Raw genomic sequence first — 16,259 nt, forward strand, 5'->3', positions numbered from 1 at the left:
CCCTGCCCGCGCGGCAGGATGCCCGCCGAGACAGGGGGGACGGTTCATGGACGTGCAGCATTTCACCGCGGCGGATGGCGCGCGGATCGCCTATCGGGACGAGGGGCGGGGGCTGCCGGTCCTGTGCCTTGCGGGGCTGACGCGCAGCATGGACGATTTCGACTATCTTGCACCGACGCTGGCCGGCTGCCGGATGATCCGCATGGACTATCGCGGGCGCGGGCAGTCCGACTGGACGGGGGCCGCCACCTACACCGTCCCGCAGGAAGGCGCGGATGCGCTGGCGCTGCTGGATCACCTTGGCATTGCAAAGGCGGCGATCGTCGGCACCTCGCGCGGGGGGCTGATCGCGATGTATCTCGCCGCCGTCGCCAAGGACCGCCTGCTGGGCGTCTGCCTGAACGACGTGGGTCCCCAGCTTCGGCGCGAGGGGCTGGAGGCGATCATGGACTATGTCGGCCGCCGCCCGACCGCGCGCACGCTGGCCGAGGTGGCCGAGCGCCTGCCCCGCACCCTGCGCGGCTTCGGCGAGGTCCCCGAGGGCCGCTGGGTCGAGGAAGCCGCCCGCCTTTACCGCCAGGCCGAGGACGGCGTGACCCTGACCTACGACCCGGCCCTGCGCGAGGCCTTCCTTGCCGCCTTCAAGAACCCCGACGCGACTGCCTGGCCCCTGTTCGACGCGCTGGAGGGGCTGCCCGTCGCGCTGATCCACGGCGAGGGCTCGGACCTGCTGGGCGAGGACGCGGTCGCCGAGATGCGGCGGCGGCGGCCCGACATGATCTACGGCAAGGTGCCGGGGCGCGGGCATATCCCCTGGCTGGACGAGGGGGAGAGCGTGCAGGTGGTCAGGGAATGGCTCGCCAGGGTTGCCGCGCAGGTCCAGGCGACGGAGGCCTGAGGCGCGCTTGCGCCCGTCCTTGTCCCGTCGCCGGAGGCTATCCGAGCCGCGCGCCTTTCCCCGTCCTGAAACGGGGATGCGCCCGCCTGCTCTCGCGTCGATGTGACAGCGCGGGGCCTGGGGGCAAGCTAGGCTGGACCCAGCACGCGCGGAGGATCCGATGATTCGCACGACCTGCCTTGCCGCCGTCACCGCTCTCGTGGCGACAGCCGCCCTTGCGCATCACGGCTGGTCCTGGGCCGAGGACCAGCTGTCCCGCCTGGCCGGCACCATCACACAGGTCACCATCGCCCCACCCCATCCCACGCTGCTGGTCGAGGACGCGCAGGGCACCGTCTGGACGGTCGAGCTGGGCAACCCGGGCCGCACCCAGCGGGCGGGCTTCGTGGAAGGCACCGCCGCGCCGAGCGCGCGGGTCGAGGTCCTCGGCAACCGCGACCAGGACGCCTCGCAGGCGCGCATCAAGGCCGTGCGGATCACCATCGAGGGCCGCGACTTCGACTTCTACCCCGAGCGCATCCCGCCCGGCGTCTGACCGGTGCAGGCCCTTGCGGACCTGCTGGCCGGCCTGCCCTTCGCGGGCCCGCTGCGCCGCTCGGTCTGGGCCTATGCGCTGGTGAACGCGGCCCATATCCTCGGCATCGGCCTGCTGCTGGGGGCGATCCTGCCGCTGGACCTGCGCCTGATGGGCTGGCGCCACGGTCCACCCCTGTCCACGCTCGCCCCCTTCCTCAGCCGGATCGCCGCCGCGGGGCTGGCCCTGGCCGTGGCGACCGGAGCGGCGCTGCTGTCGGTCCAGCCGATGGAGTACCTGCCCCTGCCGGTCTTCCGCCTGAAACTGCTGCTGATCGCGCTGGCGCTGGTGAACCTTTTGGCGCTGCACCGGGCGAGATCCTGGCGGGCGGTCGAGGACGGCGGGCCGGTCGCCGCGAGGGTGCGCTGGGCCGCAGGGATCTCGGCGCTGTGCTGGCTGGGGGTGCTGGTCGCGGGGCGGATGATCGGGTTTTTGTGAGGGATGTTTGGAGGGGCTGCTCATTGCGGTGACCTACGGTGAGGGCTCGGACCTGCTGAGCGAAGATGCGGTCGAAGAGACGCGGCAGCAGCGGCCGGACATGATCAACGGCAAGGTGCCGGGGCGCGGGCATATTCCTTGGCTGGACGAGGGGGAGAGTGTAAGGGTGGTCAGGAAGTGGGTGGCCGCGGCGCAGGGGGCGGCAACTGCGTAGGGTACGCGCAAAGCACGCACCTTACGCCTGCTCGAAGCTCTCTGAAAAAGACCGACGTCCTTCTAAAGATTAAAGCTCGCTTTTAGAAGGCGAAGGCAAATCCTCACTGCCATGACGCAAGCGAGATAGGACGTCTCTCATTATTTCCTCACCCGCTTTAGCACCCTCTACCCAACCGCAACGCGCGTCATTAGAAAGAGAAATTCCTTGCAGTCTATTTGTTGCAAAGAATGCAGACAAGCGCAAAGCTTCGATATCTAATCGAACATCACTCATCGTCTGATCCTGCTCGATAGCGCTCCGCTCTTCTATGCATAAAATCGGGATTGATGTCAAGAGAAAAGTAGTGTTTTCTCTTGATCCATACAAACCCATCCGCCTTTGAAACAACCGCTACATCAACCGGCCCGCCGACAGTTTCTAGTCTAGAGTCCATTTTCCGACGAAGTGAGGTGGTTTCCACTAACGCCTCTGCCATCGCCGCCATCTCATCTTTCGGCAAACTTGCAACTACTTCCATAATCGGCTGAGCAAAATTATCGAACCGAAACTTAGCAAATCTTTCCATAAATGATTGCACTATTTCGGAGTTCTGTCTTTTGTTAAGCTCTCGCTCCACAAGCTGATCCGCCCCCGGGACATAATTCTTGATAATATCCTCACTTCGCCCCCGCAAAATTTCTGTTAGCGCACTCCTGACAAAATCAAGGACCTCTTTAGAAGCCCCCTCCATAAATATTTGCGCCAGATCAGACTGAGCAAAGGAAAGGACGTAAGCACTAGACTCGCCCGCTTCGTTCATGTTCTGCACGAGAGAGTCCGTTACCCTTGGAATACCCCCAACTAGTCCATCAAGTCTAACTTGACGGACTGAAGGCAACATCTCACTTCCTCCAAACCCAGCAAAGACTATCGCTGTTACGTAAGGAGAAATTGTTTTCCGAATGGCAATCTCATGAACAAGCGCCAAGGCTGCCCTTCGATTTTCATTCGTAGTTTTAAACTTGAAGGTATGTGTGAGCAGTTCGTCCACAGAAGACTGAAGGAACTGTTTAGTATGCCCAACAGTGATATCTCTGTGAGAAATATCTCTATCTCGAAAATCTTCGGCGAGATCCTCAAGATACGTCTGGAGCAGCAATCTTCGCTGCTTTATTTTTTCATTAGCAGGTATAGTTTCTGAGATTTCGTCAAATATATCTATTGCCATTTTCAATACTGACCGGTGACCTTGATCATCGGCGGCATTGGGCAATCTAGGGGAGAATGTCCTTACGAACTTAACGAAGTCTTGGGAGCAGTCCTCCAGCTTATTATAGCGGTTAGATGCACATGATTTTCTAAATTCTTTTATTAATACTTCAACTGGAATACCGCCGAAATCTCCATTACCATAAATCATCACCGCTATGTCGCAGCCACTGGAAACATGAAAGAGTTTATTTGTGCTTTTCCAAACCCTCTCTTTCCCGATAGTAATAGCGCTGTCAGCAGCAAGCGCCACACCAGAACGGTTAAGTATAACGATCTCAGCGGTCACCCCCACACCCCCTCGAACTCCCGCCACTCCCCCTTGCTCATCCCGCTCGTCTCCTGCGTGACCGTCTCGCCCGCCAGCCGCCGCTTCAGCACCTCCACGGCCTTCCCGGACAAGGACACCCCGCCCAGCCGGTAGTCCTCGAAGGCCGCGTAGGCCAGCGGCACCCAGTCGGCCACGATGCGGCACATCGCCTCGGCATAGACGCGGATCTCGTATTGCGCGTGGGCGTCGGCGCGCAGGCGCAGGAAGTGGAACAGGTTGTGGAGGTCGGTCTTCCAGTACCACTGGGTATAGATGTTCGCCGGCAGGTTCATCCGCGCAAGCTCGCGGGCGAGGCCCTGTTGGCCCTCCTGGCTCAGCATCCCCTCGTAATGGTCATAGGACCGCATCGCATCCTCGCGCAGGATGTCGAGGACGCGCTGCGCCTCCTCGCCCGACAGCACGGCGCCCCGGCCCTGGTTGTTCACGGTGGACTGGGCGGCCAGCTGCTCGGGCGCGGGGATGTAGAACTCGCGGTCGAGGATCGAGTAGCGGGCCGAGTATTCGTTCACGTTGGCCGTGCGGTGACGGATCCACTGGCGGGCGACGAAGACCGGCAATTTGACGTGGAACTTGACCTCGCACATCTCGAAGGGGGTCGAGTGCCAGTGCCGCATCAGGTAGCGGATCAGCCCCTCGTCGTTCGACACCGCCTTGGTGCCGCGGCCATAGCTGACGCGCGCCGCCTGCACGATGGCGGAATCGTCGCCCATGTAGTCGATGACGCGCAGAAGCCCGTGGTCCAGCACCGGGTGGGCCACGTACAGGTGCCGCTCCATCCCCTCGCTGACCGCGCGCAGCGTCTGGCGCGGGGTGGCGCGGGCCTCGTCGATCTCGGCTTGCTGCTCGGGGGTCAGGGGCATCGGGCGTCCTTTCAGGTCTGTCGCCCGCGTGTCTAGCGCGCCTCGTCTGGCGAGTCAGGAGGCAGCGTGGCAGGATCGCCGCGTCAACACGGGAGAAGCACGATGCGTTATCTGCACACCATGGTCCGCGTGAAGGACCTGGACGCCAGCATGGCCTTCTATCGCCTGCTGGGGCTCGAGGAGATCCGGCGGATCGACAACCAGCAGGGCCGCTTCACGCTGGTCTTCATAGCCCCGCCCGGCCAGCCCGAAACCCCTGTCGAGCTGACCTACAACTGGGACGGCGACGAGGGCCTGCCCTCGGACAGCCGCCACTTCGGGCATCTCGCCTATGAGGTCGACGACATCTATGCCACCTGCCGGCACCTGATGGACAACGGCGTGACGATCAACCGCCCGCCCCGCGACGGCCACATGGCCTTTGTCCGCAGCCCCGACAACATCTCGATCGAGCTGCTGCAGAAGGGCGGTTCCCTGCCGCCGCAGGAACCCTGGGCCAGCATGGGAAACACCGGCCACTGGTAGGCGTCAGTAGATGTAGCGGATCTGATCGGCCCAGAAACGCTCGACCCGCCGCCATTGCAGGTTCACCTGCGGCAGCGGCGGGTCATCCAGCACGCCCGAGGCCTGCAATCCCGCCGCGTGGCGCAGGAACATCTGCCCGATGATCTCGCGCACCTCCTCGCCCTGAGGGGTCAGGCGCACGCGGACGGAACGGCGGTCCATTTCCGAACGCTGGTGGTGAACATAGCCCATCTGCACCAGCTTCTTGAGGTTGTAGCTGACGTTCGAGCCCTGATACATCCCGCGCGACCGCAGCTCGCCCGCCGAAACCTCGGCGCCGCCCAGGTTGAACAGCAGCAGCGCCTGCACCGGGGTCAGGTCCTCGTGCCGGAGACGTTCGAATTCGTCCTTGATCAGGTCCAGCATCAATCGATGCAGCCGGTCGAGGATCTGCAGGCTTTCCAGATAAGGCTCCAGCACCTCCGGCAGGTCGTCGGCAGGAGGCACAGGCGTTGCAGAAGGGCGCAGCACGGCAAGTCGGGTCATCGCAGGCATCCGTTTGACGTCTTTCCGCCACCCTGACACCGACGTCCCAAGATTCGGTTAAGCGCCGCGGATTTCCCTCAGCCGGCTTTGCGCATGGGCCGCGATGCGGTCCAGCATCGGCGCGTGGACCTGGGGCCCGGCCGTGCCGCCCTTCAGGCGGGCGGTGATCCAGGAGTAAAGGTCCTGGTCGTTTTCCTCGAGCAGTCGCTCGTAGGCATCGAGGCTTTCGGCATCCATCGCCGCCAGCTCGGCCTCGGCGAAGGGTCCGAGGATCAGGTCCATCTCGCGCGTGCCGCGCCGCCAGCTGCGCATGACGATCCGCTTCAGCCGGGCTTCGTGATCATCCATTCGCATTCCTCCCGCGCTTGCGGCGGTGCCGCCCCGCGCCTATCACCGCCCCGTCCCCCATGGTTCCGGAGCGCGCCGATGAGCTTTCTGTCGCAGACCCTGTCCCGCGTCAAACCCTCGCCCACCATCGCCATGACGAACCTGGCGCGCGAGCTTGCGGCCGAGGGCCGCGACATCATCAGCCTGTCGGCCGGAGAGCCGGACTTCGACACGCCCGCCCATATCCGCGAGGCGGGCAAGGCCGCCATCGACGCGGGCCACACGCGCTATACCGCCGTGGACGGCATCCCCGAACTGAAGCGGGCGGTCGCCGACAAGTTCCGGCGCGAGAACGGGCTGGACTATGCGCCCGGACAGATCACCGTGGGCACCGGCGGCAAGCAGATCCTGTACAACGCGCTGATGGCGACGCTGAACCCCGGCGACGAGGTCATCATCCCCGCGCCCTACTGGGTCAGCTATCCCGACATGGTGGCGCTGGGTGGCGGCACGCCCGTGATCGTCACCGGCAGCCTGGAAAACGGCTATCGCATCACGCCCGAGCAGCTTGAGGCCGCGATCACGCCGAAAACCAAGTGGGTGATCCTGAACTCGCCCTCGAACCCCACGGGCGCGGGCTATGGCGAAAGCCACATGCGCGCCCTGACGGACGTGCTGCTGCGCCATCCCCATGTCTGGGTGCTGGCCGACGACATCTACGAGCATCTGGTTTATGACAACTTCCGCTTCGTCACCCCGGCGCAGGTGGAACCGCGCCTGATGGACCGCACGCTGACCATGAACGGCGTCAGCAAGGCCTATGCGATGACGGGCTGGCGGATCGGCTATGGCGCGGGGCCGGTGGAACTCATCAAGGCCATGGCGAACGTGCAGGGGCAATCGACCTCGAACCCCTGCTCGATCAGCCAGTATGCGGCGCTGGCCGCGCTGACCGGGCCGCAGGACTACATCGCGGAAAGCCGCGCGGCCTTCCAGCGCCGCCGCGACCTGGTCGTCTCCGGGCTGAACCAGTGCGAGGGGATCGACTGCCCCACGCCCGAGGGCGCCTTCTACGTTTATCCCTCGATCGCCCGGCTGATCGGCCGCCGCACGCCCCAAGGCACGGTGATCGCCGACGACCGCACCTTCGCGATGGAACTGCTGAACGCCACCGGCGTCGCCGTGGTCTTCGGCGAGGCCTTCGGCCTGTCGCCGCATTTCCGCATCAGCTATGCCGCCTCGGACGCGCAGCTGGCCGATGCCATCGCCCGCATCCGCGGCTTCTGCGGCAATCTGCGCTAGGAACCGGCGGGGTCAGCGGGCGTTCGGCTCGGGAATAAACCCGAGAGGACAAGAACATGCTGTCTCATGATGCGCTGGTTGTCGTCGCCGATGGCAAGAAGGCCGTCCTGTTCCGCAACGCCGCCAAGCGCGGGATCGAGCTGGAAGAAATCGAGCGGGTCGGCCCGACGAACCTGGAGGACGAAAGCCAGGGTCGGCAGCCCGACGAGACGACGCCCCGCGACGAGGACGAGGCGACCTTCGCCAAGCAGCTGACTGAAAAGCTGAACCTCATGGTGCTGCAGAACAAGGTCCACGAGCTTGCGGTCATCGCCGATCCCAGCACGCTGGGCGTGATGCGGAAGAACTATCACAAGATGCTGGAACAGAAGGTGGTGAAGGAAGTCGCCAAGACGCTGACTGCCGCCACGGCCGACGAGATCGCGCGCGCCCTGGCCTGACCGGGAGGAGCGACCGGAAAGGGGGCCGCGGCGCGGATCATCGACATGGAGCTTGCGGCCCTTCTGGTCCTTGTCCCGGCGCTCGTCCTGGGCGTCCTGCGGCTGTATTACCGCCCGCCCTCGCTGAGGAAACGCACAACCAGCGAGGCGGTGCGGCTGTCCGATGCCACCACCATCGGCCGCGCGGTCCTGGCACACAGGGGCGCGCGGTCCAGCGTCAGCGGCGTGGTGGCGCTGCATGACGGGCTGGACGCCTTCGGCGCGCGCATCTCGCTGATGCGCGAGGCCGAGGTGGCGCTGGACGTGCAGTACTACATCTGGCACCGCGACCTGACCGGCCTCGTGCTGTTGGACGAGCTGCACCAGGCGGCGGAACGCGGCGTCCGCGTCCGGCTGCTTCTGGACGACAACGGCATCGACGGGCTGGACGCCGATCTGGCGGCGCTGAACGCGCACCCGAATGTCGAGGTGCGGCTGTTCAATCCCTTCATCCTGCGGCGGCCCAAGCTGCTGGGCTATCTCTTCGACTTCCGCCGCCTGAACCGGCGGATGCACAATAAGCTGATGGTCGCGGACGGGGCCGCGGCGATCCTGGGCGGGCGCAACATCGGCGACATCTACTTCGCCTATGGCGACGGGCCGCACTACCTGGACACCGACGTGCTGGCGATGGGCCGCGTGGCCGTGGACGCGGGCGAGGACTTCGACCGCTACTGGGCCAGCGGCTCGGCCTATCCGGCCGAGCTGATCCTGCCCGCGCCGGGCGAGGCCAGCGCGCGCAGCGATCTGGACGTGCTGCTGACGGACGACCGGGCGCTGGCCTACCGGCAGACCGTGGTGACGCGGCCCCTGGTGCAGGACATGGTGCAGGGGCGGCTTGCGCTGGACTGGGTGCCGGTCACGCTGATCAGCGACGATCCGTCCAAGGGCCTCGGAAAGCACCGCAACCGCGACCTCATGTTCGCGCGGCTGATGCGGATGATCGCCAGCCCCGAGGATTCGGTGGACATCATCTCGGCCTATTTCGTGCCGGGCCGCCGCTTCACCCAGCGGCTGGTGCGGCTGGTCGCCGAGGGACGGCAGGTGCGCATCCTCACGAACTCGCAGGAAGCGACGGACGTGCTGGTCGTCCATTCGGCCTATGTGAAATACCGCCCCCGGCTGATCGACGGCGGCGTGCGGCTGTATGAGCTGCGCGCCAACCGCGGCATGCCGCCCGAACCGCGCACGCCCGGCACCTCGACCCGCGCGAGCCTGCATTCCAAGACCGTCTGCGTGGACCACGAACGGATCTTCATCGGCTCGTTCAACTTCGACCCCCGCTCGATCATCTTCAACACCGAGATGGGGGTGATGATCGACAGCCCGCGCCTGGCTTCCGAGGTCAGCCGGGGACTGGACGAGGTTCTGCCGCTGGTCAGCTACGGCCCGCGCCGGGACGAGCGCGGGCGGCTGGTCTGGCACGAGCCCGCGGTGGACGACCCCGAGATCGTCCACCGCCGCGAGCCGGGCACCAACTTCGCCCAGCGCGCGCTGTTGTGGCTGATCGGCCGCCTGCCGATCGAGTGGCTGCTTTAGGCCTGGGCCTTGGCGGCGCGACGGGCGGCGTGCAGCAGGGGCTCGGTATAGCCCGAAGGCTGCTCGGCCCCCTTCAAAATCAGGTCGCGCGCCGCGTTGAAGGCGGGACCGTCCAGCGCGGGCGCCATCGGCTGGTACAGCGGATCGCCCGCGTTCTGCCGGTCCACCTTCTCGGCCATGCGCGCCAGCGAATCCTGCACCTGCGCCTCGGAAATGATCCCGTGCTTGAGCCAGTTCGCCAGATGCTGGGCCGAGATGCGCAGCGTCGCCCGGTCCTCCATCAGCGCCACGTCCTCGTAGTCGGGCACCTTCGAACAGCCGATCCCCTGGTCCACCCAGCGCACGACATAGCCCAGGATCGACTGGCACGAGTTGTCGATCTCGTAGGCGACCTCGTCGGGCGACAGGTTCGCGCCCCCCAGCAGCGGCGGCGTCAGCAGCGCATCCAGCGAGGGCTTCTCGCGCGAGCGCAGCTGCTCCTGCACCTCATGCACCGAAACCTGGTGGTAATGCGTCGCGTGCAGCGTGGCGGCCGTAGGCGAGGGCACCCAGGCGGTGTTCGCGCCCGCCTGCGGATGGGCGATCTTGGCCTTCAGCATGTCGGCCATGTCGTCGGGCTTGGCCCACATGCCCTTGCCGATCTGGCCCTTCCCCGCGAGCCCCAGCGCAAGGCCGGTGTCCACGTTCCCCGCTTCGTAGGCGGCCAGCCACGCCTGGTCCTTCATGCGGCCCTTCGGCACCATCGGTCCGGCTTCCATCGAGGTGTGGATCTCGTCGCCCGTGCGGTCGAGGAAGCCCGTGTTGATGAAGACCACGCGGTCCTTCACCTGCGCGAGGCAGGCCGCGAGGTTGGCCGAGGTGCGGCGTTCCTCGTCCATCACGCCCAGCTTCACGGTGTTCGCGGGCAGGCCGAGGATACGCTCGACCCCGGCGTAAAGCCGCTCGGCAAAGGCGACCTCGTCGGGGCCGTGCATCTTGGGCTTCACCACATAGATCGAGCCGGTGCGCGAGTTCCGCCCGGCCGGCAGGTCATGCATCGCGGCGGCCACGGTCATCACGGCGTCCATGATGCCCTCGGGCGTTTCCTGCCCGTCCAGCAGCACGGCATCCGTGGTCATCAGGTGGCCGACGTTGCGGACCAGCAGCACGGCGCGGCCGGGATGGGTGACCTCGTTCCCCTGCGGGTCGGTGTAGGTCACGTCCTCGGCCAGACGGCGCGTCATCTGCCGCCCGCCCTTCTCGAAGGTATCGGCCAGGTCGCCGCGCATCAGCCCCAGCCAGTTGCGGTAGTTGGCGACCTTGTCCTCGGCATCGACGGCGGCGACCGAATCCTCGAAGTCCTGGATCGCCGTCAGGGCGCTTTCCAGGATGACATCGGAAATGCCCGCCTTGTCGTCGCGGCCGATCGCCGTGCTGCGGTCCACCTTCAGCCGGATCAGCAGGCCGTTGACGCGCAGGAACACGTCCTCGCCGCTGGTGCCCGCGAACTGCGCCGGATCGGCAAGGCCGGTCTCGCCCGCACCGGTGGTCAGGACCAGGCGGCCGCCCTCGGCCTTCATCCCGGTCACGTCTGCCCAGGAGGCGCCGTCCAGCGGCGCCACGGAATCGAGGTGCCTGCGCGCCCAGGCGATCACCTGCGCGCCGCGCGCCGCGTCATAGCCGCCCGGGGCAGCCTTTCCCGGCAGCGCGTCGGTGCCGTAAAGCGCGTCATACAGCGAGCCCCAGCGCGCATTCGCCGCGTTCAGCGCAAAGCGGGCGTTGCTGACCGGCACGACAAGCTGCGGGCCCGCGACCTGCGCCAGTTCCGGGTCCACGTTGGACGTGCCGATGGCGAAGGGCGCGGGTTCGTCCACCAGATAGCCGATCTCGCGCAGGAAGGCCCGGTAGGCGGCAGGGTCATGCGGCTGGCCGCGGCGGCTGCGGTGCCAGTCGTCGATCTGCGCCTGCAACTCGTCGCGCTTCTTCAGCAGGGCGCGGTTCTCGGGGGCAAGCTCGCGCAGCAGCGCGGCATAGCCGGACCAGAAGTCGTCCGGGGTGACGCCGCCAGTCAGCAGTTCCGTTTCGACCAGCTCGGCCAGGGGGGCTGCCACCTGCAAGCCTGCGCGCTCAACGTGATCGGTCATCCTGGGCCCTCCTTCTGATGCAGCGGAACAGATAGCAGGGGTCGCGGGGGAAGGTGACAATGCCGCCGGATTTTTCCATGATGCGGCAAACGGAGGAAGACTTATGGCAGAGAACGGGGTCCAGTCGGTCAGCCGCGCGCTGACGCTGCTGCGGTTGCTGGCGCAAGGTGACGGCAGCCGGCTCAGCGACCTGGCGCGGGGGGCGGGGCTGCCGGTGTCCACCGCGCATCGCCTGCTGACGACGCTGGAACAGCAGGGCTTCGCGCAGTTCGAGCCCGCGGCCGCCGCCTGGCACGTCGGGCGCGACGCGTTTTCCGTGGGTATGGCCTACGGGCGCAGGCTCAGCTTCGTGGCCCCTGCCCTGCCGCTCTTGCGCCGGCTGCGGGACGCCACGCGCGAGACGGCGAACCTGGGCATCCTGGACGACGACCATCTGGTGACGGTCAGCCAGGTCGAAAGCCGTGAAATCCGCCGGGCGCTCTCGCCTCCGGGGCGGCGGGTGCCGGTGTTTTCCTCGGCCATGGGCAAGGCGATCCTGGCCACCTGGCGCGACGAGGACGTGCTGGCGCTGGCCGACCGCGCGGGGCTGCCGCCGCTGACATCGAAAAGCCTGCGCAGCCGCGACGCGGCTTTGTCCGATATCGCCCGCACCCGCGCGCGTGGCTGGGCGCTGGACGACGAGGAATTCAACCTCGGGATGCGCTGCCTGGCCGCCGTGGTCTGGTCGCCGCTGGGGGAAGCCGCCTGCGCCATCTCGATCTCGGGCGCGGCCTCGCGGCTGACGGATGACCGGATCGCGCCGCTGGGAACGCTGGTGGCGCAAGCGGCGGAAGAACTGACCGCACTCTTGGGCGGGGTGGCGCCGGACAGCGGCGCGCACTGACCCCCCGCGAAGTTCAGGAAATACCGGCCAGCATGGCGGGAAGGCTGTCCCGCAGCTTTTCCCAGCCGCCGGGACGCCAGCCAAGGGCCGTCAGGCGCTCGCAACTCATCACGGACACCGGGCCGTCGGCACGGGGCGGCAACGGATGCGGGCAGCCGGTCAGCCGCTGCACCTCGGCCAGAAGGTCGTGGCGGTCGAGCAGGAGATCCGAGGCGTTGAAGGCGCCGTGCGCGCCCCGCGCCAGAATCAGCAGGATCGCGGCGGAAAGGTCGTCGCCGTGCAGTTCCGTGGCCTTGCGCGGCGCGACGGGGCGCCCCGCGAGGTAATCTGCGAAAAGCCCTTCCCACTTGTGGCCCGTGCCGGGACCATAGACGCCCGTCGCGCGGATGCTGGCCGTGCGGAAGCCCGCGCCGTCCAGCGCGGCAAGCCCAGCCTCGGCCTCGGCCTTCACCCGGCCATAAAGGCTCTGGGGCGCGACCGGCGTGCCGTCCGGCAGCGGCGTTCCCGCGGGCCGCGCGTCATGGACCGCGCGCGAGGACAGGAAGACCACCTGCCCCACGCCCTGCGCCTTCGCTTCCTCGAACAGCCGCAGCGAGCCGTCGCGGTTCAGCGCCACGAAGCGCTGGGGGTCGTCCCCCTCGCCGCCGCGATACTTGCCGGGCACATGGGCGAAACCTGCGTGGACCAGCGCCTCGCAGCCGTCCAGCGGCGCGGGCTGGCCCAACCGCCAGCCGGGCAGCGTCTCGACCTGATGGCCTTCGGCCCGGAAGGCGCGCAGGAGAAAGCGCCCGACCAGCCCGCTTGCTCCGGTAAGGGCGATCCTCATGCGGGATCGGGCAGGCTGCGCGGATCCGGCACCGGCCCGTCGCCCGCATAGGCGCGCCACAGGTCGATCAGCGGGCGCACGCGGTCGGCCTTGGCGTGGTCCTGCCACGGCTTCTCGTACTGGAAATGCAGGATCTTCACGTCCTGCCAGCGCCACAGTTCGGGCATGGCGAACCAGACGTATTGCAGCATGTTCATGAACACCGGCAGGCCGTGCCAGTCGGGAAAGTAATGTTCCAGGAAGGTCTGGTCCGTCCGCCGCCAGAAGACGCCCGGCACGTCCAGCTTGGCCAGCATGTCCTCGAAGGTCGCCGGATCGGGCCGCGCCGTGAAGACGCCCGAGTTCATGCGGTGGAAGTCCGCGAGGCTTTCATAGACATTCGGCGCGGCGCAGAACTGCGGATAGTCGAACAGCTTGTCCACGTTCTGCAGGACCAGCGCGTCGGCGTCGATGAAGACCACGCGCTTATAATCCAGTTGCCACAGCCGCAGCTTGGCGAAGTTGTCGAGTGGGGTGTGAAACGGCGGCTTCCCGCCCTTGGTGAAGGCCGCGCGCCCGTGCAGCGCGTCCTTGGCATGGGTGGCGTTGAACTCGGGAGAGGTCGGCAGCAGCTCGCAGCGGACCAGCCGGGCGCCCAAGGCCGTCAGCGGCGCAAGCTCGGCCTTATCCACGTCGGTGTGCAGGACGCAGATGTCGGCCTTCGTGCCGGACAGCACGATGGACCGCACCAGCGCCTTCGCGCCCAGCGCATAGTCGGCGTTCGTCACCAGCGTGACAAAGGCGCGGTCGGACCGCGCGGGGCGGTCCGGCGTCAGTCCCTGCATCGGACGGCCCCCTCTCAGACGGCCTTCAGCTTCTTGCCCTCGGGGTCGTGATCGACGCGCTTGGCGATGTCCTTGGTCCAAGCCGACACGGCGGGCACGCGCGAGCGGTCGATGCGGTGGGCGTATTTCTTCGCCACGTCCACGACCTCGGCCAGCAGGCCTTCCTGCAGGGTGATCGGGTTCAGGCCCAGCGACAGGAACTGGTCGTTCTTCACAATCAGGTCGTTCTCGTCCGCTTCCTTGCGCGGGTTCGGCAGCATCCGCACCTCGGCCCCGGTCATGCGCGCGACCAGATGGGCCAGGTCGCGGACGCGGTGCGTTTCGGTCATCTGGTTGAAGATCTTGACCCGCTCGCCCGTCTTGGGCGCATCCGACAGCGCCAGCTCGATGCAGCGGACGCAGTCCTGGATGTGGATAAAGGCGCGGGTCTGGCCGCCGGTGCCGTGGACCGTCAGCGGATAGCCGATCGCCGCCTGGATCAGGAAGCGGTTCAGCACCGTGCCATAGTCGCCGTCATAGTCGAAGCGGTTGATCAGCTGCTCGTGTCGGCGGGTCTGGTCGGTGTGGGTGCCCCAGACGATCCCCTGGTGCAGGTCGGTGATCCTGAGCCCGTCGTTCTGGGCGTAGAACTGGAACAGGATCTGATCGAGGCTCTTGGTCATGTGATAAACCGAGCCGGGCCGCGTCGGATACAGGATCTGCTGCCCCTTCTTCCCCGATGGCGTGTCGATCTCGACGTCCAGGTAGCCTTCCGGGATCGGCGCACCGACCGAGGAATAGCCGTAGACCCCCATCGTCCCTAGGTGGACCAGATGCGCGTCGATGCCGGTTTCCACCAGCGCCGCCAGCAGGTTGTGCGTGGCGTTGACGTTGTTGTCGACGGTATAAACCTTGTGGCGGTCGGTCTTCATCGAATAGGGCGCGGCGCGCTGCTCGGCGAAATGGATCACCGCGTCGGGCTTGTGGTCCAGCAGCCACTGCTTCAGCCGCTCGTATTCCTTGGCAAGGTTCAGCAGGTGGAAGTGAATCGTGTTGCCGCTTTCCTGTTTCCAGATGCGGCAGCGTTCCTGGATCGAATCCATCGGCGTCAGCGACTGCACGCCCAGTTCCGTGTCGATCCAGCGGCGCGACAGGTTGTCCACGATATGGACCTCGTGGCCCAGGTTGGACAGGTGCAGCGAGGTGGGCCAGCCCACGAAACCGTCACCGCCGAGAACCGCGATCCGCATGATCCATTTCCTTCTGTCCATCTGCGTCGCGCGCCGATTACCCCGGCGGCAGGCCGCTGTCGAATGAACATATGGCGACAGATGACGGCTTCGTGAAGCCCCGGCCCTGTCCGCGCGTCCGGCTCAGGCGGGTTCCAGCCGGACGAGATAGGGCAAGGGCTCGGGCTGGATCAGGTCACGGACCGCCTCGACCCGCAGCATGGCCCGCCGGCGCGAGATGCGCAGATGCGCCACAAGCGCGTCCCTGGCCCCCGCGATGTCGCCCGCGTCCAGCCTCGAGACGACCTCGAGATGCTCGGCCAGGAAGGGCTCGGTCCCGAACAGGTCCAGCGTCCAGCGGTAAAGGACGTGATGCGCCACCAGCAGCGACTGCGCGAGGTTCATCGCCTGCATCAGCGCGGCATTGGCGCAATGGGACAGCAGGTCGACATGCAGCTGCTGTTCCAGCCGGTCCAGGACGGCGCTGTCATGCAGCGCGCCTTCGTCCATCGCCGCCTGAAGGTCGGCCCTCAGCCCGGCGAGATAGCCCGGCGGCAGGCGTGGCGCGGCCTTTTCCAGCGCCACCGGCTCAAGCACCCAGCGCAGTTCGTAAAGCTCGTCGGTGTAGTCGGGCGTCAGGGCCGGCGCGACCCAGCGGCCCGAGCCGTCCTTGCGCAGGATGCCGCGCTGGTGCAGCCGCGCCGCCACCTCGCGCGCGACGGTGCGGCTGACGCCATGGTGGCGGGCCAGTTCCGCCTCGTTGACCCGCCACCCGCCCAGGGGCGTGCGGGACATGATCGCAAGCTCGATGACGGGATAAAGCCGCTCCCACCCCGAGGGGACGGTCAGCTGGCGGGGCACAGAGAACCGGGAGCCGGGGGCCTGGCCTGCCACGGGGGCGACCGCCTCGCCGTCCATCAGCCCGGCTTCGCGCAACCGGTCCAGCGCCCTGCGCGCGGGTGTGCGGCTGATGCCGAAGCGCCGGGCGACCTCCGAGGGGCCGAGCCGCGCGCCCGCAGGCAGGGCGCCGCGCGCGATTTCGTCGGCCAGCGCCTCGGCGGCGGCCTGCCACAGATGCGTGGGGCTGGGCGATGGTCCGGGCAAGGCACTCTCCGTCATCCTGCGCCAAAGG

General features: G+C 66.8%; 19 protein-coding genes. 9 read left to right on the plus strand and 10 right to left on the minus strand.

All coding sequences use genetic code 11. The features are described from left to right. Positions 1-46: 46 nt before the first annotated feature. The 4 genes from CK240_RS06700 to CK240_RS18920 all read left to right on the plus strand — a co-directional run bounded on the left by CK240_RS06700 (position 47) and on the right by CK240_RS18920 (position 2,124). On the plus strand, positions 47-898 hold the full coding sequence (locus CK240_RS06700; protein WP_095639571.1) for an alpha/beta fold hydrolase: 852 nt from the start codon (positions 47-49) through the stop codon (positions 896-898). A gap of 160 nt (positions 899-1,058) precedes the next feature. After that, entirely contained in the window at positions 1,059-1,433 is a 375-nt protein-coding gene (locus CK240_RS06705; protein ID WP_095639572.1) for a DUF6152 family protein, read from the plus strand. A 3-nt stretch (positions 1,434-1,436) separates the two neighbouring features. Then, entirely contained in the window at positions 1,437-1,910 is a 474-nt protein-coding gene (locus tag CK240_RS06710) for a DUF2214 domain-containing protein (protein WP_095639573.1), read from the plus strand. A 28-nt stretch (positions 1,911-1,938) separates the two neighbouring features. After that, a complete protein-coding gene (locus tag CK240_RS18920; RefSeq protein WP_205957774.1) occupies positions 1,939-2,124 on the plus strand; it encodes a hypothetical protein in 186 nt (61 codons plus the stop codon). A 69-nt stretch (positions 2,125-2,193) separates the two neighbouring features. On the opposite strand, the gene CK240_RS18200 is transcribed toward CK240_RS18920, so the two are convergent. Genes CK240_RS18200 through thyX form a run of 3 tightly spaced genes read right to left on the minus strand, consistent with a single transcriptional unit; the run spans position 2,194 to position 4,566 of the window. After that, a complete protein-coding gene (locus CK240_RS18200; protein ID WP_135058801.1) occupies positions 2,194-2,400 on the minus strand; it encodes a hypothetical protein in 207 nt (68 codons plus the stop codon). Continuing rightward, positions 2,393-3,664 carry a hypothetical protein gene (locus CK240_RS18205; RefSeq protein ID WP_135058802.1) on the minus strand — a complete coding sequence of 424 codons (1,272 nt, stop codon included), beginning with the start codon at positions 3,662-3,664 and terminating at the stop codon, positions 2,393-2,395. The genes CK240_RS18200 and CK240_RS18205 overlap by 8 nt, the downstream gene beginning before the upstream one ends. Next, entirely contained in the window at positions 3,661-4,566 is a 906-nt protein-coding gene (gene thyX, locus CK240_RS06720) for an FAD-dependent thymidylate synthase (protein ID WP_095639575.1), read from the minus strand. Before thyX ends, CK240_RS18205 begins: the two co-directional genes overlap by 4 nt. Positions 4,567-4,668: 102 nt before the next feature. Between thyX and CK240_RS06725 the strand changes: the two genes are divergently transcribed. Beyond that, complete coding sequence (locus CK240_RS06725; RefSeq protein WP_095639576.1) at positions 4,669-5,091, plus strand: VOC family protein; 423 nt, start codon at positions 4,669-4,671, stop codon at positions 5,089-5,091. 3 nt (positions 5,092-5,094) lie between these two features. Here CK240_RS06725 and CK240_RS06730 read toward each other — a convergent pair whose 3' ends face one another. Then, positions 5,095-5,616: a MarR family winged helix-turn-helix transcriptional regulator gene (locus CK240_RS06730; RefSeq protein ID WP_095639745.1), complete on the minus strand. Its 522-nt coding sequence runs from the start codon at positions 5,614-5,616 to the stop codon at positions 5,095-5,097. A 57-nt stretch (positions 5,617-5,673) separates the two neighbouring features. Beyond that, positions 5,674-5,964: an FAD assembly factor SdhE gene (locus CK240_RS06735; RefSeq protein WP_095639577.1), complete on the minus strand. Its 291-nt coding sequence runs from the start codon at positions 5,962-5,964 to the stop codon at positions 5,674-5,676. A 78-nt stretch (positions 5,965-6,042) separates the two neighbouring features. Here CK240_RS06735 and CK240_RS06740 point away from each other — a divergent pair, with 78 nt between their 5' ends. The 3 genes from CK240_RS06740 to CK240_RS06750 are packed head-to-tail and all read left to right on the plus strand — an operon-like array spanning position 6,043 to position 9,263. After that, positions 6,043-7,245: a pyridoxal phosphate-dependent aminotransferase gene (locus CK240_RS06740; protein WP_095639578.1), complete on the plus strand. Its 1,203-nt coding sequence runs from the start codon at positions 6,043-6,045 to the stop codon at positions 7,243-7,245. 56 nt (positions 7,246-7,301) lie between these two features. Further along, positions 7,302-7,685, plus strand: coding sequence for a baeRF12 domain-containing protein (locus tag CK240_RS06745; protein ID WP_095639579.1), 384 nt, complete (start codon positions 7,302-7,304; stop codon positions 7,683-7,685). Between the two features lie 45 nt (positions 7,686-7,730). Next, positions 7,731-9,263, plus strand: a complete 1,533-nt coding sequence (locus tag CK240_RS06750) for a phospholipase D family protein (protein WP_095639580.1) — start codon at positions 7,731-7,733, stop codon at positions 9,261-9,263. Here CK240_RS06750 and CK240_RS06755 read toward each other — a convergent pair. Further along, positions 9,260-11,386 (minus strand): malate synthase G, encoded by a 2,127-nt coding sequence (locus CK240_RS06755; protein WP_095639581.1) that lies wholly within the window; start codon positions 11,384-11,386, stop codon positions 9,260-9,262. The two genes, CK240_RS06750 and CK240_RS06755, sit on opposite strands and share 4 nt — an antisense overlap. Before the next feature lie 103 nt (positions 11,387-11,489). Between CK240_RS06755 and CK240_RS06760 the strand changes: the two genes are divergently transcribed. Beyond that, positions 11,490-12,269 carry an IclR family transcriptional regulator gene (locus CK240_RS06760; protein ID WP_095639582.1) on the plus strand — a complete coding sequence of 260 codons (780 nt, stop codon included), beginning with the start codon at positions 11,490-11,492 and terminating at the stop codon, positions 12,267-12,269. 13 nt (positions 12,270-12,282) lie between these two features. Here CK240_RS06760 and CK240_RS06765 read toward each other — a convergent pair whose 3' ends face one another. From CK240_RS06765 to CK240_RS06780, 4 genes are all read right to left on the minus strand, one after another. Then, positions 12,283-13,095 carry an NAD-dependent epimerase/dehydratase family protein gene (locus CK240_RS06765; protein ID WP_095639583.1) on the minus strand — a complete coding sequence of 271 codons (813 nt, stop codon included), beginning with the start codon at positions 13,093-13,095 and terminating at the stop codon, positions 12,283-12,285. Then, positions 13,092-13,919 carry a glycosyltransferase gene (locus CK240_RS06770; protein ID WP_095639584.1) on the minus strand — a complete coding sequence of 276 codons (828 nt, stop codon included), beginning with the start codon at positions 13,917-13,919 and terminating at the stop codon, positions 13,092-13,094. The genes CK240_RS06765 and CK240_RS06770 overlap by 4 nt, the downstream gene beginning before the upstream one ends. A gap of 14 nt (positions 13,920-13,933) precedes the next feature. After that, positions 13,934-15,148, minus strand: coding sequence for an NAD-dependent epimerase/dehydratase family protein (locus CK240_RS06775; RefSeq protein ID WP_095639585.1), 1,215 nt, complete (start codon positions 15,146-15,148; stop codon positions 13,934-13,936). A 123-nt stretch (positions 15,149-15,271) separates the two neighbouring features. After that, positions 15,272-16,231 carry a GntR family transcriptional regulator gene (locus CK240_RS06780; RefSeq protein ID WP_167649982.1) on the minus strand — a complete coding sequence of 320 codons (960 nt, stop codon included), beginning with the start codon at positions 16,229-16,231 and terminating at the stop codon, positions 15,272-15,274. Positions 16,232-16,259: the final 28 nt, after the last annotated feature.

It is taken from the genome of Paracoccus salipaludis (assembly GCF_002287065.1).
GTDB classification, from domain to species: domain Bacteria; phylum Pseudomonadota; class Alphaproteobacteria; order Rhodobacterales; family Rhodobacteraceae; genus Paracoccus; species Paracoccus salipaludis.

Bases quoted from the DNA above. Each gene is read 5' to 3' on its own strand.
- CK240_RS06750 (WP_095639580.1), top strand. From the start codon at position 7,731: ATGGAGCTTGCGGCCCTTCTGGTCCTTGTCCCGGCGCTCGTCCTGGGC.
- CK240_RS06745 (WP_095639579.1), top strand. From the start codon at position 7,302: ATGCTGTCTCATGATGCGCTGGTTGTCGTCGCCGATGGCAAGAAGGCC.
- CK240_RS06765 (WP_095639583.1), bottom strand. From the start codon at position 13,095: ATGAGGATCGCCCTTACCGGAGCAAGCGGGCTGGTCGGGCGCTTTCTC.
- CK240_RS06700 (WP_095639571.1), top strand. From the start codon at position 47: ATGGACGTGCAGCATTTCACCGCGGCGGATGGCGCGCGGATCGCCTAT.
- thyX (WP_095639575.1), bottom strand. From the start codon at position 4,566: ATGCCCCTGACCCCCGAGCAGCAAGCCGAGATCGACGAGGCCCGCGCC.
- CK240_RS06770 (WP_095639584.1), bottom strand. From the start codon at position 13,919: ATGCAGGGACTGACGCCGGACCGCCCCGCGCGGTCCGACCGCGCCTTT.
- CK240_RS06740 (WP_095639578.1), top strand. From the start codon at position 6,043: ATGAGCTTTCTGTCGCAGACCCTGTCCCGCGTCAAACCCTCGCCCACC.
- CK240_RS06775 (WP_095639585.1), bottom strand. From the start codon at position 15,148: ATGCGGATCGCGGTTCTCGGCGGTGACGGTTTCGTGGGCTGGCCCACC.
- CK240_RS18200 (WP_135058801.1), bottom strand. From the start codon at position 2,400: ATGAGTGATGTTCGATTAGATATCGAAGCTTTGCGCTTGTCTGCATTC.
- CK240_RS06705 (WP_095639572.1), top strand. From the start codon at position 1,059: ATGATTCGCACGACCTGCCTTGCCGCCGTCACCGCTCTCGTGGCGACA.
- CK240_RS06725 (WP_095639576.1), top strand. From the start codon at position 4,669: ATGCGTTATCTGCACACCATGGTCCGCGTGAAGGACCTGGACGCCAGC.
- CK240_RS06730 (WP_095639745.1), bottom strand. From the start codon at position 5,616: ATGACCCGACTTGCCGTGCTGCGCCCTTCTGCAACGCCTGTGCCTCCT.
- CK240_RS06735 (WP_095639577.1), bottom strand. From the start codon at position 5,964: ATGGATGATCACGAAGCCCGGCTGAAGCGGATCGTCATGCGCAGCTGG.
- CK240_RS06755 (WP_095639581.1), bottom strand. From the start codon at position 11,386: ATGACCGATCACGTTGAGCGCGCAGGCTTGCAGGTGGCAGCCCCCCTG.
- CK240_RS06760 (WP_095639582.1), top strand. From the start codon at position 11,490: ATGGCAGAGAACGGGGTCCAGTCGGTCAGCCGCGCGCTGACGCTGCTG.